The organism is Neptuniibacter pectenicola (assembly GCF_001597735.1).
GTDB lineage: Bacteria > Pseudomonadota > Gammaproteobacteria > Pseudomonadales > Balneatricaceae > Neptuniibacter > Neptuniibacter pectenicola.
In genome coordinates, this window is sequence record NZ_LUTS01000001.1 from 449,276 (window position 1) to 464,751 (window position 15,476).

At 45.0% G+C, this 15,476-nt stretch carries 16 protein-coding genes; 9 read left to right on the top strand and 7 right to left on the bottom strand.

The genetic code is table 11. From position 1 onward, the window contains the following. Positions 1-32: 32 nt before the first annotated feature. Positions 33-242 carry a hypothetical protein gene (locus A3773_RS17760; protein WP_156473417.1) on the bottom strand — a complete coding sequence of 70 codons (210 nt, stop codon included), beginning with the start codon at positions 240-242 and terminating at the stop codon, positions 33-35. 76 nt (positions 243-318) lie between these two features. Here A3773_RS17760 and metG point away from each other — a divergent pair, with 76 nt between their 5' ends. Together metG and A3773_RS02005 are read left to right on the top strand one after the other, a co-directional pair. Next, positions 319-2,358, top strand: coding sequence for a methionine--tRNA ligase (gene metG / locus A3773_RS02000; RefSeq protein WP_067982328.1), 2,040 nt, complete (start codon positions 319-321; stop codon positions 2,356-2,358). A gap of 271 nt (positions 2,359-2,629) precedes the next feature. After that, positions 2,630-2,875: a TIGR02647 family protein gene (locus A3773_RS02005; protein ID WP_067982331.1), complete on the top strand. Its 246-nt coding sequence runs from the start codon at positions 2,630-2,632 to the stop codon at positions 2,873-2,875. A 50-nt stretch (positions 2,876-2,925) separates the two neighbouring features. On the opposite strand, the gene A3773_RS02010 is transcribed toward A3773_RS02005, so the two are convergent. Further along, the gene (locus A3773_RS02010) at positions 2,926-3,177 is read right to left on the bottom strand and encodes a hypothetical protein (protein ID WP_067982334.1); all 252 of its coding nucleotides are present in this window, start codon (positions 3,175-3,177) and stop codon (positions 2,926-2,928) included. 225 nt (positions 3,178-3,402) lie between these two features. On the opposite strand from A3773_RS02010, the gene A3773_RS02015 reads away from it, so the two are divergent. Continuing rightward, positions 3,403-3,738 carry a HopJ type III effector protein gene (locus tag A3773_RS02015; RefSeq protein ID WP_067982337.1) on the top strand — a complete coding sequence of 112 codons (336 nt, stop codon included), beginning with the start codon at positions 3,403-3,405 and terminating at the stop codon, positions 3,736-3,738. Between the two features lie 69 nt (positions 3,739-3,807). Here the strand turns inward: A3773_RS02015 and A3773_RS02020 are convergent, their stop codons facing one another. The 3 genes from A3773_RS02020 to dinB form a co-directional block, all read right to left on the bottom strand. Then, positions 3,808-5,361 (bottom strand): SulP family inorganic anion transporter, encoded by a 1,554-nt coding sequence (locus A3773_RS02020; protein ID WP_067982339.1) that lies wholly within the window; start codon positions 5,359-5,361, stop codon positions 3,808-3,810. Positions 5,362-5,447: 86 nt separating this feature from the next. After that, positions 5,448-6,014: a nucleoside deaminase gene (locus A3773_RS02025; RefSeq protein ID WP_067982343.1), complete on the bottom strand. Its 567-nt coding sequence runs from the start codon at positions 6,012-6,014 to the stop codon at positions 5,448-5,450. A 38-nt stretch (positions 6,015-6,052) separates the two neighbouring features. Further along, positions 6,053-7,117 (bottom strand): DNA polymerase IV, encoded by a 1,065-nt coding sequence (gene dinB, locus A3773_RS02030; RefSeq protein ID WP_067982347.1) that lies wholly within the window; start codon positions 7,115-7,117, stop codon positions 6,053-6,055. Between the two features lie 138 nt (positions 7,118-7,255). Here dinB and olsF point away from each other — a divergent pair, with 138 nt between their 5' ends. Next, positions 7,256-9,025, top strand: a complete 1,770-nt coding sequence (gene olsF / locus A3773_RS02035) for a bifunctional ornithine lipid synthase OlsF (RefSeq protein ID WP_067982350.1) — start codon at positions 7,256-7,258, stop codon at positions 9,023-9,025. A gap of 73 nt (positions 9,026-9,098) precedes the next feature. Here olsF and A3773_RS02040 read toward each other — a convergent pair whose 3' ends face one another. Beyond that, complete coding sequence (locus A3773_RS02040; protein WP_067982353.1) at positions 9,099-10,850, bottom strand: hypothetical protein; 1,752 nt, start codon at positions 10,848-10,850, stop codon at positions 9,099-9,101. Positions 10,851-11,066: 216 nt separating this feature from the next. Here A3773_RS02040 and A3773_RS02045 point away from each other — a divergent pair, with 216 nt between their 5' ends. Next, positions 11,067-11,564, top strand: a complete 498-nt coding sequence (locus A3773_RS02045; RefSeq protein ID WP_067982356.1) for a DnaJ domain-containing protein — start codon at positions 11,067-11,069, stop codon at positions 11,562-11,564. On the opposite strand, the gene A3773_RS02050 is transcribed toward A3773_RS02045, so the two are convergent. Next, positions 11,554-12,561, bottom strand: coding sequence for a COG3650 family protein (locus A3773_RS02050; RefSeq protein ID WP_156473418.1), 1,008 nt, complete (start codon positions 12,559-12,561; stop codon positions 11,554-11,556). The genes A3773_RS02045 and A3773_RS02050 overlap by 11 nt on opposite strands. A gap of 63 nt (positions 12,562-12,624) precedes the next feature. On the opposite strand from A3773_RS02050, the gene A3773_RS02055 reads away from it, so the two are divergent. The 4 genes from A3773_RS02055 to A3773_RS02070 all read left to right on the top strand — a co-directional run bounded on the left by A3773_RS02055 (position 12,625) and on the right by A3773_RS02070 (position 15,259). Next, the gene (locus A3773_RS02055) at positions 12,625-13,221 is read left to right on the top strand and encodes a TetR/AcrR family transcriptional regulator (protein ID WP_067982360.1); all 597 of its coding nucleotides are present in this window, start codon (positions 12,625-12,627) and stop codon (positions 13,219-13,221) included. 223 nt (positions 13,222-13,444) lie between these two features. Continuing rightward, positions 13,445-14,302 carry a fumarylacetoacetate hydrolase family protein gene (locus tag A3773_RS02060; RefSeq protein WP_067982364.1) on the top strand — a complete coding sequence of 286 codons (858 nt, stop codon included), beginning with the start codon at positions 13,445-13,447 and terminating at the stop codon, positions 14,300-14,302. A gap of 291 nt (positions 14,303-14,593) precedes the next feature. Then, positions 14,594-14,896: an EF-hand domain-containing protein gene (locus A3773_RS02065; RefSeq protein WP_082800515.1), complete on the top strand. Its 303-nt coding sequence runs from the start codon at positions 14,594-14,596 to the stop codon at positions 14,894-14,896. Between the two features lie 33 nt (positions 14,897-14,929). Next, positions 14,930-15,259 (top strand): EF-hand domain-containing protein, encoded by a 330-nt coding sequence (locus A3773_RS02070; RefSeq protein ID WP_067982369.1) that lies wholly within the window; start codon positions 14,930-14,932, stop codon positions 15,257-15,259. Positions 15,260-15,476 lie beyond the last annotated feature (217 nt).

The window sequence follows — 15,476 nt, forward strand, 5'->3', positions numbered from 1 at the left end:
CCCTGTCCAGAAACTAAACACCTACATGAAAACTATTCAGAATGAAAAACAGAAGAAATAGTACCTAAATCGCATGACAATGCGTCTTCTAGTTTAACAGATGGAAACTCATGTACAAAATAACAACAATCCACGTCTTGTAGACGCCACCCTCCACTCATCGAACTCACCATGGATGTAACACGGTAGCAAATCTGTTGTAAGCCGCTAATTCTCCAACCCTCTGTAGAATCCCCACTCATAATGGTTCATATAATTCACGAAAAAGCGTAGAATCTGCCCTCCTTATTTCAATGATTTCAGGTTTTCAGGCAGACCATGACTGACAGCAAACGTAAAATTCTTGTTACTAGCGCCCTTCCATACGCGAACGGACCTATCCATTTAGGCCATTTAGTGGAATATATCCAAACCGATATTTGGGTTCGTTTTCAAAAACTTCGGGGTAATCAATGTACTTACGTCTGCGCGGATGATGCCCACGGCACGCCGATCATGCTTAAAGCCGATCAATTAGGTATCTCTCCGAAAGAGCTGATTGATAATGTAAGCGCTGAACATCAACGTGATTTTTCTGGTTTTATGGTTGGGTTTGATAACTACTACTCAACACATTCCGAAGAAAATAAATACTTTGCCTCCCACATCTACACCGCTTTACGTGAGGGTGGGCATATCGATAAGAAAACAATCACCCAAGCCTATGATCCTGAAAAAGAGATGTTTCTCCCTGATCGTTTCGTAAAAGGCGATTGTCCCAAGTGTGGCGAGAAAGATCAGTATGGCGATTCATGCGAGAAATGTGGTGCTACATACAGCCCTGTCGATCTGAAAAACGCGTACTCTGCCGTCTCTGGCGCCAAGCCTATTGAAAAAGAATCTGAACATTATTTCTTTAAATTGGGCAACTTTGAGACCTTCCTACGCTCATGGGTAGATAACCACGTACAGGAGCAGATGATCCATAAGCTCAATGAGTGGTTTGAATCGGGTCTGCAAAACTGGGACATATCACGTGATGCGCCTTACTGGGGCTTCGAAATACCCGATGCGCCCGGTAAATATTTCTATGTATGGCTGGATGCACCGATCGGCTATATGGCCAGTTTTAAAAACTGGTGCGACAAAAACAATGTAGATTTTGATGAGTATTGGTCTGAATCATCAGAAACCGAGCTCTATCACTTTATCGGTAAAGATATAGCGTATTTCCATACCCTATTCTGGCCTGCAATGCTTGAAGGTGCTGGTTTCCGTAAGCCTAACGGTGTTTTTTGTCACGGTTTCTTAACGGTTGACGGGCAAAAAATGTCCAAGTCCCGTGGCACGTTCATCATGGCAGAGACTTACCTAAACCATCTACGTCCAGAATACCTACGCTACTACTTTGCCGCTAAATTAAGCTCAGGTATCGATGATATCGACTTAAACCTTGAAGACTTCCGTATGCGCGTCAATGCAGATCTTGTTAATAAAGTCGTTAACATTGCATCTCGATGTGCGGGCTTTATTAAAAAGAAATTCGACGGTGAAATGTCTGCAGAGTTAGCCGAGCCGGAGCTTTATAATGAAGCGATCGCCGCAGGAGAGCTCATTGCAGAGGCTTACGAAAAGCGTGAATTTGGTAAAGCGATGCGTGAAATCATGGCCCTCGCTGATAAAGCAAATCAATATATTGATGCCGCTGAACCCTGGGTCTTAGCGAAACAGGAAGGCAAAGAGCAGGAAGTACAAGATTGCTGCTCAATGGGTATCAACCTGTTCCGCGTTATTGTGTCTTATTTAGCACCGGTACTCCCTCAGGTTGCTCAAGACACCCAAGCATTTTTAAATATCGACAATATCAGCTGGGATAGCATTAAAGCGCCTCTACTCAGCCATAAAATCAATAAATTTAAGCCGCTGATGCAGCGCGTTGACGAAGACAAAATTGCAGCCATACTTGATGACACAAAAACAGCGATAGAAGCTGCGACGGCTCAAGCAACGCCTCCCGCTGCGTCAACACCACTGACTGATGAGCCCATCGAAGAAACCATTGAGTTCCCTGACTTTGCCAAGGTTGACCTGCGTGTCGTACGCATCGCTAAAGCAGAACATGTCAAAGGCGCTAACAAGCTTCTGCAACTGACCCTTGATCTGGGCGGCGAAACACGCAATGTTTTTGCCGGGATCAAATCAGCTTATGAACCTGAAGATTTAGAAGGAAAGCTAACCGTTATGGTAGCCAACCTTGCGCCCCGTAAAATGAAATTTGGCGTCTCTGAAGGCATGGTATTAGCCGCAGGTCCCGGTGGTGAAGATATTTGGATTTTAAGTCCAGATGACGGTGCACAACCAGGAATGCGCATTAAATAGCACTCACTATCAGTGCAACCTAAAAAGCTTACAACCTGATAAGGTTTGTAAGCTTTTTTGTTTCTACCCTCCCCCTGCTCGCTTATAGCACCTCAATACAGTTCCTAACGTTCCTCCCGATCACGGCCTCGGCATAGATAAATATACCTGTTGATTACTGAAGGCTTATATTTAGCAAGAATTAAGTCTATGCTGTTCACACGTACGTCGTTGTAAGCAACTTTTAGACAGTTGCTATAAAGATCTTCCCGTGAATAATTCAGGAGCGTATATGCCATACAACGAAGAAATAATGCAGGAATTGAACGTATTAAACCTATTCAACCTAAATACCACGCAGGAGGGAATTAAAGTCCACTCCTCGGCACAACCGGAAGTCATTGCGGCCACCCAAAGACTATTTGATAAAGGGCTGATTACCCAACACGATGGTGGTTATCTAACGCCACTCGGGCATGATGCAGCGGAAAGTACGCAAACCCTACTCACTATCCTCATTACAGAAAGCCGTTTATAGCAGATAAAACAAAGGGCCTCATCCGGCCCTCTGTTACTGTAAGATAACGCCTACGCGTGAACCGCAATAAAATGTTCCATGACGCGTCGAAGCAACTTAGCATGTGCTTCATCTCCACAACGCTCTGCGTGCGCCATATCATCTAAGATGATCTTTTTGATTTTATCTTCGCCCTCATGCTCGACTAAGTAATTACCTAACGCCACAGCAATGATCGGGTCTACATGTTCATGCTCAGCGATGGCATTGACTTCACCAACAGAGAGTCCACTCATTTCAAGACATTCGTTGTAAGTTAACATGACGCAGCCTCGCTTTAAATTAATGGTCTATCTTCAGAGAACCGACTTCTTAATAAAGCCCTCCCTCACCTTCAGTCTAGATGAAAGAAACACCTTGGCAGGGAGAAACGACAGATAATACTCAGAAATGCATTTATAACTGACCCCCATCAATCTATTGCATATTTGGTCAATATCACTAAGATCATTTTCCGCCTGACGATTACGAAAGAGGATGAAACCCCGATGACGCTGAATGATTTTATAGCAAAGCTCGACAACAGCTCAGAGCTAGATTTTGAAGATACAATGCAAGTAATCAAAGATAACTATAGTTACACCCCAACCGCTTTCACAAACGGTACGATCAATAATGATGCGGGGCAAAATGAGGGAAGCTGTAAGATTTTTGCATTTGCTCAGTTAAATAATCTAGATGAAACCACAACACTCAAATGCTTCGGTCGCTTTTATCAAGATGTACTCAATACTCCCGAAGGTGACGATCACGGCAACATTCGTAATTTCATGAAGTCGGGCTGGGCTGGCATTCAGTTTCAAGGCCAAGCACTTACGTCATAACTCATAACAACAAAAAGCCCGGATAAGAGCTGACTCTATACCCGGGCTTTTTTATGAACCTTTAGACCCTTAAGCTAAACGGTCATCGGCCACTTTATAATTTGGATCTTCAATCATATTCACTTCCACCAGACTGCCCGCCTTATTTAAAAGCTTACGACATTCAGGGCTTAAGTGACGTAGACTAAGCTCTTTACCCGCCTTTACATAACGTTCAGCTAACGATTCTATTGCTTCAATGCCAGAATGATCGACAACGCGGCAATTGGCAAAATCGACAATGACTTCAGGTGGATCTAGCTTAGGATTAAACTGATCACGAAACGTATGAATCGACGCAAAGAAAAGCGGCCCATTAGGGAAGTAAACCTTAGTGTCATACTCATCACGTACAACAAACGACATATGGCTCGCATGTTTCCACGCAAACACTAAGGCAGAAATAATCACACCCACAATCACGGCTATAGCTAAATCCTGCCACACCGTTACGCCCGTAACCGCAATAACGACAATCAGATCAGAACGTGGAATTTTGCCCCATAAACGCAAACTCGCCCACTCAAACGTGCCAATAACAACAATAAACATCACGCCCACTAACGCAGCCACCGGAATGACTTCAATAAGATGGGAGCCCACAAGAATAAAGGTGAGTAGAAATAACGCGGCAGAGATACCTGACGCACGACCAAAGCCGCCAGAGTTAATATTAATCATACTCTGACCAATCATGGCACAACCACCCATGCCGCCAAAAAAGCCTGTCGCCACATTCGCCACGCCTTGGCCGACACACTCTTTATTACCCCGCCCACGTGTTTCCGTAATCTCATCGATCAAGGTCAACGTTAGCAACGACTCAATCAAACCGATAGCGGCAAGAATCAGCGCATAAGGTACGATGATCTTAAATGTTTCAAAGCTCAACGGCACCATTGGAATATGGAACTGAGGAAGCCCACCGGCAATTGTCGCGTCAACATTACCCGACATATCAGCCAAAACATCTTGCACCGTACGGGCATCTAGATCTAATCCCATCACCAGTAATGTCACAGCAAGAATCGCCGCAAGTGTAGAGGGAATAACACGGGTAACTTTAGGCAAAAAGTGAATAATCGCCATCGTTAAGGCAATCAGGCCTAACATGATGAACATCTGCTCACCCTGCAACCATCGAATAACACCTTCACTATCCGTAAATTGGAACTGTTTCATCTGGGCAAGGAAAATAACAATTGCCAACCCGTTCACAAATCCCAACATAACCGAATGCGGTACTAAACGGATAAATTTACCCAAGCGAAAGGCACCCGCCAATATTTGGAATATCCCCATCAGCACGACCGTTGCGAAAAGGTACTCAACCCCATGATCTGCAACTAAACTCACCATAACAACCGCAAGCGCACCGGTCGCACCAGAGATCATCCCAGGACGCCCACCGATAGTCGCAGTAATAAGACCAACCATAAACGCGGCATAAAGACCGACCAAAGGGTCAACACCGGCAACAAAAGCAAACGCAACTGCCTCAGGAACCAATGCGAGTGCAACGGTTAGTCCAGACAGAATGTCACTTTTAAGTGATTGTGTACGCGACACAAGCAATTGAATCATTTATCACCTCAGTTAAAAACTGGTTCTTTTTTAACCAGACTTGCGAAGCGCGGGAGTATAGCAAATGCAGCGTCTAATTTCAGGCATCAGGAACGAATAATTAACATAAGTTTTTCCCTTAGCACCCCCATCTGTGCAGCTGCAATATCTTGAGCTAAATCAGAAAGCTCATGTTGTTTGTGAAAATGTTTTATAACAATAAGTTGGGAAAGGTTGACCCACGCGGCAGGTAAGTTATCGCAATGCGACATCATGCCACCTGATTTATCCTGTGATAAATAGATAATTTGACCGATTCCAGCGGCTAAAATTCGCCCACAACACATAGGGCAAGGCTCTAATGATGTGATCAATTGCAGCCCTTTGCGATCAGGATAATTGGGGTACATACGCTCAAATTGATCGATCACTCTCATCTCTGCATGGGCTGACGAATCAAACCCCTCACTAAACACCTGATTACCAGCCTCAACCAGTAAGTTACTATCCCTATCAACTAAGACCGCCCCGACACCATAATTACCCTGTTCAAGCGCACGCAGGGCAAGCTCACAGCAGCGATATAGCCACCGAAACTCACCTAACCTATATTCGGAAGCATATATAGCTAAGCGCACCCTTAAATCATCAATACTGCTGCAGTCCGATGTCATACACATCCCCTCAAAGGCTCAACATGTCGTATAGTGTCTTAATAGTCGCCTAATAAGCTTAACTGTAAAGGTTGATCTTTACCCTCATCTGCTAATCTATACCCTACCCCTATAAGCCTAACGGGTCGTAAACCTCGATTAAAGGCATCGATTAACAACTGTCTAAAGTGTGCTATATCAGGGTAGGTAACTGTGTGCTCTGCCGTGGTTTGCACAAAATCAAAGAACTTAACTTTGACAACAACCCCTGTAATAGCACGCGCTTCTTTCAGTTTTGTATAGCGCAAGTCAAGCTCCTCCATCAACACGGGCAGTTGGGCGATACAGCTTTCTAGGTCGGCAAGATCCTGAGGATAGGTGTGCTCCACGCTGATCGATTTTCTAATTCGGCTGACTTTAACGGGACGTTCATCAACACCACGAGATAGGTCAAATAAGCGTTTACCAAACGCACCGAACCCCTCCACCAACTCAGCAAGCGACTTAGCACGTAAATCTTGACAGGTTTCTACCCCGATCTTTTTTAATTTCTCAGCGGTCTTTTCACCTACGCCCGATATTTTTTTAACCGGCAACGTTAATACAAACGCATCCACTTGATTAGGCAGCACCACATAGATGCCGTCTGGCTTATTCCAGTCGCTCGCCACCTTGGCCAAAAACTTATTCGGGGCCACGCCCGCCGAAATCGAGATACCCACCTCCTCTTTCACGCGGCGTCTTATTTCATCGGCTATTAGGGTAGCGCTGCCCTGAAGGTGCTGCGAACCCGTCACATCAATAAACGCTTCATCTAACGAGAGCGGCTCAATAATCTCGGTGTACTCAAGGAAGATATTCATCACCTGCTGTGACACTTCACGGTACTTCGCCATATTCCCAGAGACCACCCGTAGATGTGGACACAGCTTCAATGCATGGGCAGTGGACATGGCTGACCGCACCCCAAACTCCCGTGCCATGTAGTTACAGGTAGCAATAACCCCTCGCCGATCAGCGCTACCGCCAATGGCTATGGGAATCGACCTAAGTTCCGGGTTATCTCTCATCTCAACCGCAGCAAAGAAACAATCACAATCACAGTGAATGATCTTCCGTTGCATACACACCACCCAATACTGTTTAGATATACAGTAGTATATTAAAAATAGCCTACGCTGAAAATCTATTTTTAGGGCGTCATCAAACCGTCATACTTCTGTAAAGAGTTAGTCACTTAACTCACCTATATTTTTCACGTTATGAATACACATGAAAATACACTCATCATAAAAGAGCCTACTATTAACGTAGAGAAGGCACTTATAAGCAAATACCCAGCGTTTACCGATAAGCCAGCGCCGTTCAAACGCTCAGCGCTTTTCATGCTAAAAAAGCTGGTCCATGAAAATGAGATCAACAGCTTTCTCGACATCAATAAAGATGCAACGGGGTTTGAGTTTATTGAGCGCGTTCTGGACTACTTCAATTTTGGTTACAGCATCAGTAATCATGATCGCGCCAATATCCCCTCCTCTGGTCGCGTTGTGATTGTTGCTAATCACCCTCTAGGTGCGTTAGACGGACTGGCCTTGCTGAAGATGGTTGGCGAAGTCAGACGCGATGTAAGAATAGTCGCCAATGATGTTCTGATGAACTTTGACCCGATTAAAAACCTGTTCCTGCCTGTAGATAACCTCGGAAAAGGCACACGTAAACGTGATATAGAGCGCATTGTCGATGCACTCCATCAGGAACAGGCCATTATTGTTTTTCCCGCAGGCGAAGTCTCCAGAGCTGGGATCACCGGTGTTAAGGATGACAAATGGAACAGTGGATTTATCCGTTTCGCACGTAAAGCCAATGCACCGGTTCTACCCATTTTCATTGGCGGCAAAAACTCCTCGCTGTTTTATAGTGTCTCTTATATTAATAAAACCCTCTCCACCTTGATGTTAGCGAGGGAGATGTTTAACAAACGCTCGGTCACGATCCCTATGCGCGTCGGGGAGCCGATCCCCTTTAGCCAGATAGATGCCGTACCGGTCTCAACAGCAGAAAAAACGAAGCTGCTTAAAAAGCATCTTTACCGCATCGCAAAAAACAAAAAGCCGCTTTTCCTCACTGAAAAAACGATTGCCCACCCGCAAAATCGACAGAACTTAAAACACGAGTTAAGGGAATCGGAGTTGCTGGGTGAGACCAGCGATGGAAAAAAGATCTACCTCTTTGACTACAAAGCAGAATCAGCTGTTATCCAAGAGATTGGACGCCTTAGGGAGATCGCGTTTCGCTGCGTAGGCGAAGGGACTGGAGATAAAAAAGATCTCGATTCATATGATCAATACTATCGACATTTGATTCTATGGGATGAAGATGAGCTAGAAATTGCAGGCGCATACCGCTTAGCGGAAGCGGGAAAAATGAATCCAACCGCAGAAGACACCGGCCTTTATAGTGCAACGCTGTTCAAATATGGTGAGCAGATGCAGCCCTATTTTGAACAAGGGATTGAACTAGGTCGAAGTTTTGTGCAACCCAAGTATTGGGGTAAACGTAGCTTAGATTACCTCTGGTACGGCCTCGGCGCTTACCTAAGAAAACACCCTGAGATACGTTACATGTTTGGTCCCGTTAGTTTAAGTAACAGCTATCCACGCGTCGCTAAAGATATGCTGGTATGGTTCTACAGCCATTATTTTAATGATAACGAAGATCTCGGCCATTCATTCGCGCCCTATGTGCTAGATCAGGACGCGCTGGAAACAATGGATCGCATCTTTTGTGGTGATCACTACAAGGCGGACTTTAGAGTACTAAAGGAACAGTTAGAGTTTTTAGGCGTCAGTGTGCCTACGCTCTATAAACAATACAGTGAGCTCTGCGAAGAGGGCGGTGTCCGTTTCCTCGACTTTGGCGTTGATGCTGACTTTAACTACTGTATTGATGGCCTAGTGCTTGTAGATATTGAGTTCGTTAAGGCGAAAAAGAGAAAGCGTTATATGGGTGACGACGCGGTAGAAAGCGCTTAAACCCCTCCTATACAAAAAAAGCCCCCATGCAAACACATGGGGGCTTTTTATTTACGCAGGTCAGCGTTAGCGCTTATTTAGACGGCGCTTTAATATCCGCTTCACTCTCAACTAAAATACCTTGAGCGTTCAGATGAATATCCATCTTCACTCGCATATCTATATTTTTAAGTGCATCTAACTGCTCAGTCACTTCTGGATCACCCGCCATCGCTAAAACAGGCAATAGGGGTTGAAGCATCTTTTTATAATCAACAGAGAAGTTAAGTAAGCCATTACTTTCAATGGTTTCTGCTGCCAACTGATTAGCCGTCGCCTCACCTTTTGCACCATTATAAACCACTAAATGCTTACCTTTTAGCGCCAGCATCGGTTTAATATCAAGTTCGGCAGGCAGCGGTATAATTGTAGACAGGTCAATCGGGCTTCCATCGCTAGGCAATTGAATCTGTGCCAATGGCGGTGCAAACGCTTTAGCCATATTAAAGAGAACTGCAGGCTCTTCTGCACTCAAAGAGATAATACCCTCTAAGGAATTAAGCTTAGGCTCTGCCGTGTCCATAGAGATAGAGAAATCTTGGACACCAAAGGCAACACCTTTAACCCCTTGCGCCATACCAGTAAACATACCTAAAGCTGCAGGGTTTGCTTCCTGCATACCGGCTTGCATCTCCACTAAGGGTGCGCAGGTATAACTTGGCTCAAGCATATTGCTCCAAATTGACGATAACGCTGGGCCTAGCTTATTCGCATCGACCCCTAAGCCCATACCAAACACTTGAGTTTCGTTCAGGTAAGAGGGAATAAAGCCTTGCATTGAGGTGAGCGCATCCAACACAACTTGGTTATTGCTTTCTACCACTAATGCCGCTTTCATATAGCTGCGTTCAGGCGTGATTTTTAAATCATCGGCGCTACGTACCCCAGCCACTGTACGTGGCCAGTTAGCCGCAATCGCACCCATCTCCGCTTGACATTCGGGTGTACGAATATCGTCGAGCTCAGCTGCACTTCCATCCATCTCCATGGCTTTAGTTAACATCGCAGCTAATCGATTACCCTCTGCCGTAGTCAGTGCAGTCACAATCCCTTTATGATCGACATAAGACAGTGTTGAACCGATAAATCCATGTTTCTTTTGAATAGATTCCAACACGCCTGCAGCCTCTAAAGAGGCTTCAGGTTTAGTTTGAGCCAATGCGAGCGCTAAATCAGACGGTGTATTCGCATGGGTATTAATGGTCCACGTCGCCCAACCATTTTCATAGGCAACGACGACCTCAAAGAACTCACCCTTTTCAGTATCGTCAAACGTGTAAGCTCTGTACTTAAATTCGCCTAATGTACGCGCCTCGTGCTTAAAGCCACTATCCAGTTCAGCTTTATCCAAAACCGCCCACAAACCTTGCTCATCCGTTACCTGGTAACGCACAACCGGCATAAAACCAACGGCATATACAAAGGTTTTAATTTGGTCAGGAAGGCCGAACGTGGTCTGGAAACTTTCAACAGAGCGCGCCGCAGTAAAGTATGATGTCACTAAACTCGCTAAGAAACGCTGCTTCGGATCATCACTATCATCCAACTCTTCAAGCAGATCATCAGGCATGTTTGTTTGCGCAAACATCGTTGAGCTTAAGTAATCTTTAAGAGGAAAAGGCTCAAACTGGCCTGAGAAAATAACACTATCTGCTGGCACGTATGCTATAGGGGAATATTCAGAAGACGAACCTAAATCACCTTGCTGACTGACCATGTAACCAACTGTTCCAGCAGCAATAACTGCGCCGGCAATAATAACTTTACGCACCGTTTTAAACTCCATTTAAATGTTTGCTAGCATAGTAACCGATCGATTGAAACCTGTCCCTACTTAGGCAAAAAAATAGTGATTATTCCTGAAGCGTCTATCCCCAAACGGACAGCTTATAGCCAAGGGAGTAGAGAAGGTTTGCCCCTAGATTCAGAGGCGTTTATTATGTTCGTATATGCTTAACATTGTACGTTCGTCCATAAACAACGCCGCTCCAAAAGGTAACCTGTGAATCCGATCAGTTTTGTCCTATTAATTGGCATCACATTTCTCGTTATTTTGTGGTTACGCTCACTGCCAAAAAGAAAACGACTGACGGCCATAGTCACGATTATTCTTGCCCTTGGTGCGCTCGTTATTGTGCTCATGGCCATTACCGGACGCCTCCCTTGGATCGCCGCCCTAGTGGCCGGTTTACTACCCTTTACTCGCCACCTGCTACCGTTCCTGCTGAAAGCCCTACCTTTTTTGAACATTTGGAATAAACAGCGTAAGGAAAAGCACAACCGTGAAGGCGGTCAGAAGCGGACAGGGCCCAACACCCAATATAGCCGGCAGCAGGTACGTGAAGCTTATGATATTTTAGGCTTAAAACCCGGCTGCAGTAAGGATGAAATTATCGCGGCCCATCGCCGCCTTATGCAAAAGAACCACCCCGATCGCGGTGGCAGTGATTACTTAGCCGCAAAGATAAACCAAGCAAAAGATACCCTTCTCAACGATTAAACCGACGATGTACTCGCTCGGGTCCAGCACGTTCTAACCTGAGGCCTTTGCTCCCATAAGTGGAGCTATAACCTTTGACAACCAAACCACCCCGCTTATCTCGCTGAAAAATGAGTAACTCATTATCTTCACGGCCATCAATTTCAGTTAAGTGCACTAAGATTTTGCCTTTACTAAGGTGCTTCCATGTCCCTTTTTGTAAAATCAAAGGCTGACTGTTTCTATAATCTTGCGTCAATATAGCCGTTTTATCGGATGCTAAATCCAGTGAGACGAAGCGATCCAAACCATTAGCCCCCGCTAATAGCGACGTATATAGGCCCGGTAATGTGCGTTTTTCTAAATTGCCTTGCCGTGCGCAACCGGTAAACACTTTGCCATTCAATATCATACGGCTGCTGTATTCATAATCAATATCAAACTGATCCCGACACCAGCGTTTCTCCAGCGTTAACGTCACTGAAAAGGATTCAGTCCCTTCCAGTTGGCCATGCCATTCAAAACCACTGCCACTCCTCATCGGTTGCTTTCTAGGGAAAATTAACTGGGATAGCTTGCCGTAATCTTGCACATAAAGGCCGTCCTCTCGAATGTCCGCTATCCATAGAGGGTCATTCCCCGCGGCGCGGTATTCATTATCTGATAGCTCGTAGCCACAGGTAGATTGATTCCCCCCCATTAAATGCACTTGATGAACCTGCCAAGGCTCGCCCGGCACCATGTGATCGCCGGTCAACTCTGCATAAAAAACGGGGGCGGCGGTACGAGCAAACCGTTTCTTTAATTTCCCGGTATGGTCACTGATCAACTCGTCTTTATTTACATAACAGGCTTGAAACTTCAATTCATCCCCCATCAACGAGACGATTCCTCGACGAAACAGGGGGCGTTCCTCATCAGGCAGGTCAGCTGGTTTGGGCTTACAACCCGCTAAAACTAGGCCGCTTATAACAACAATAAATGGGTATTTCAGATAGCTATTCTTAAAGAAAGTCATATGGGTGTTGCTTGAGACCGATTGAATGCTGATAATAAGCCAATAGTTCATGGAGGGCAAAACATGGCAAGGCCAGCAGAGTTTGATCGCACGGACGTATTAGAAAAAGCAATGAACGTATTCTGGAGAACAGGCTATAACGCCTCCTCCATTACAGATCTTGTCAAAGCGACCCAGCTTAAACCGGGGTCCCTTTACGGTGCATTTCACAGCAAGCGCGGCTTATTTGTGGAAGCGCTCGATACATACTGTGTCCGAAGCCTCGAACGCATCGAAACCGTTTTGGGCAAACCTGGATCACCCATCCAGAATATAGAATCCTTTTTTATCATTTTTTGTAATGAGCTAAAAAAAGATCAGATCGGCAAAGGCTGCTTCATGATCAATACCATGTTGGAGCTAGCCACAGAAGATGATGAAATAAGAGAACGTGTGGGTATGTATCTAGATAAAGTGGAGCAGCATTTCTGTGACACGCTTATCAAGGCTCAGCAACAAGGTGAGATTGACCCGCAAAAAGATGCACAAGATCTTGCAACGTATCTGATGACGAATATCTGGGGCTTGCGTGTATTAAGCAGTAAACGTCCAGACCAGCGCAAATATGAAGCCGTGATTAAAAACCTTCTCTTTGCACTCCACTCCCCTGTATCTAATTAATAACAGCCTAGAGGCGTTTGTAATCTAGTTGATGAACCCATCAATTAGGTTGCCCTAAGCTTTTTAATTTTTGCGTTTATCAGCGGTCACTCCCCCTCCTAGCCGTCAACCGATAAATAAACCTCGCCATTTAATTCTTTAAATCATGCGACTTTCTCTACCCTAGCGAATAAATTTGGGTGAACATAAGCCATTCATCTTGAAACCCTACGGGAACCATCCAATGAAGTTAGTCACCTTTAAACATAAAGAACAAACCTCTGTCGGTATTCTCCACAACAACAGCATCATTCCCGCCTGGTTGGACCTATCGATCCCCCAAGAGATGGCCCATTTTTTATCGGGCGGTAAAGCGCTAGAAGAGAAACTCTTTTCCCTAGCAGGAAAAGCCGATATTCCTGTAGAAGAGGTCCAGTTACTTGCCCCGATCCTCAATCCACAAAAGTTTTTAGGGGTTGGGCTTAATTATGCGGATCACATTGCCGAAACAGGGCTAGACACACCGACCTTTCCTAGCCTATTTAACAAACAGGTTAGCTGTATTATTGGTCATAACGAAGCGATCCACCGCCCCTTAGTATCAGAAAAGCTCGATTATGAGGGGGAGTTAGCCTTAGTGATCGGCAAACAATGTCGGCATGTCCCTTACGATAAAGCCCACAGCGTGATCGCGGGTTATACCATCGTCAATGATGTATCTGTACGTGACTGGCAAATCAAATCCCCCACCTGGACCTTAGGAAAATCCTTTGATACCCACGGACCTATAGGACCGTGGATAACAACCGACCCTATTAACCCACACCAATTAGAGCTAAAAACCTGGGTCAATGGCGAACTAAGGCAGCACTCCAATACCAAACACCTTATCTTTGACTGCTATGCTTTGGTTGAAACCATCTCCACTGTCTGCACATTAATGCCCGGCGATGTGATTGCAACAGGCACCTGTTCAGGCGTAGGCGTATCCATGAAGCCCAGAGGCTACCTAAAGCCCGGTGACAATGTAACAGTCGAAATTGAACACCTTGGGCGCTTATCTAACAACGTCGTTATAGAGCCTGATACTCAGCTATATTAAAGCGTTCACACGCCGTTCATCGGTCTCTATATTTTAGTTGTCTCCATTTGGTAACTTCGTAAGCTACTGTTTTAAAAGAAAAAGTATATTTATTAATCAAATACTGTCTCCAAACAGAGACAGTATTTATATCATTTCACCACCGATTCAAATGCCCCTCCTTACAACCCCGCTCAAAACAACAATAACTTATTGTTTTTTAAAGTAATTTAAAAACATGGCACAAAGCTTGATATATCTAGTTCGAATTTAAACCTACGAATCGCAATAATTTATTTTTTTAGGAGATGAATGATGAAAACAATTACTTGGGCACTTGCTTCACTAATCGCCGTTTCTTCAACCGCTGCACTTGCAGAAGAAGCACCAGCAACAGCCGTAGAACAGGCTGCACCAGCAACTGAAGTTATCACGAGCGAACAACCTAAAGAGAAAAAAGTTTTTAATAAATTAGATGTCGATCAAGACGGAAAAATCAGCCAAGAAGAAGCAAAAAACTACCCTACACTGGTTAAAGGCTTCGACAAAGTTGATACCGACAAAGATGGTTACTTGAGCCCTGAAGAATTCACTCGCCCACGTACTAAATCTTAATCTGATTACCACTTATTTTTTAGGAGATAAGGCATGAAGATAACGACATGGGCACTTGCTTCACTGCTCACCATTTCATCATCGATCGTCGTAGCGGACACACTTATCGCTACAGACGCTCAGCCTGATGTTATGACGAATGAGCAACCGAAAACGCCTAGTATTTTTGAAAAGCTAGATGAAAACAAAGACGGCAAGGTTAGCCCTCAAGAAGCGCAAGTATCCCCTGCGCTGGTTAAAGGTTTCGATAAAATCGATACCAATCGAGATGGCTTTCTAAGTCCCGATGAGTTTTCACAGCTTCAAGTCAACGCTACGCCAACACGTACTTATATCGTAATGGCTTCCCTACAAGCGTTGTAACGGGTTCACTGGTTTGCGGGGGAACAGCTTAAACTGATTCCGAGACAGCCTCAGTTGGTTATTCCCCCTCCTTCTAGTAACGGTTGGGTAGAGCATCCATGTCCACAAACATAGCCGCCAGCTCTATTCAACAGGCTAGGAGTCCCCTTAGGGCTCCTAGCCCCCCCTCTCGTCATAAACCCCAGACTAACGAAAATAGATAGAAACACTACCCTAT

Coding starts and splice junctions, on each gene's coding strand:
- A3773_RS17760 (WP_156473417.1), bottom strand. CDS start 242: ATGAGTGGGGATTCTACAGAGGGTTGGAGAATTAGCGGCTTACAACAG.
- metG (WP_067982328.1), top strand. CDS start 319: ATGACTGACAGCAAACGTAAAATTCTTGTTACTAGCGCCCTTCCATAC.
- A3773_RS02005 (WP_067982331.1), top strand. CDS start 2,630: ATGCCATACAACGAAGAAATAATGCAGGAATTGAACGTATTAAACCTA.
- A3773_RS02010 (WP_067982334.1), bottom strand. CDS start 3,177: ATGTTAACTTACAACGAATGTCTTGAAATGAGTGGACTCTCTGTTGGT.
- A3773_RS02015 (WP_067982337.1), top strand. CDS start 3,403: ATGACGCTGAATGATTTTATAGCAAAGCTCGACAACAGCTCAGAGCTA.
- A3773_RS02020 (WP_067982339.1), bottom strand. CDS start 5,361: ATGATTCAATTGCTTGTGTCGCGTACACAATCACTTAAAAGTGACATT.
- A3773_RS02025 (WP_067982343.1), bottom strand. CDS start 6,014: ATGACATCGGACTGCAGCAGTATTGATGATTTAAGGGTGCGCTTAGCT.
- dinB (WP_067982347.1), bottom strand. CDS start 7,117: ATGCAACGGAAGATCATTCACTGTGATTGTGATTGTTTCTTTGCTGCG.
- olsF (WP_067982350.1), top strand. CDS start 7,256: ATGAATACACATGAAAATACACTCATCATAAAAGAGCCTACTATTAAC.
- A3773_RS02040 (WP_067982353.1), bottom strand. CDS start 10,850: ATGGAGTTTAAAACGGTGCGTAAAGTTATTATTGCCGGCGCAGTTATT.
- A3773_RS02050 (WP_156473418.1), bottom strand. CDS start 12,561: ATGACTTTCTTTAAGAATAGCTATCTGAAATACCCATTTATTGTTGTT.
- A3773_RS02055 (WP_067982360.1), top strand. CDS start 12,625: ATGGCAAGGCCAGCAGAGTTTGATCGCACGGACGTATTAGAAAAAGCA.
- A3773_RS02060 (WP_067982364.1), top strand. CDS start 13,445: ATGAAGTTAGTCACCTTTAAACATAAAGAACAAACCTCTGTCGGTATT.
- A3773_RS02065 (WP_082800515.1), top strand. CDS start 14,594: ATGATGAAAACAATTACTTGGGCACTTGCTTCACTAATCGCCGTTTCT.
- A3773_RS02070 (WP_067982369.1), top strand. CDS start 14,930: ATGAAGATAACGACATGGGCACTTGCTTCACTGCTCACCATTTCATCA.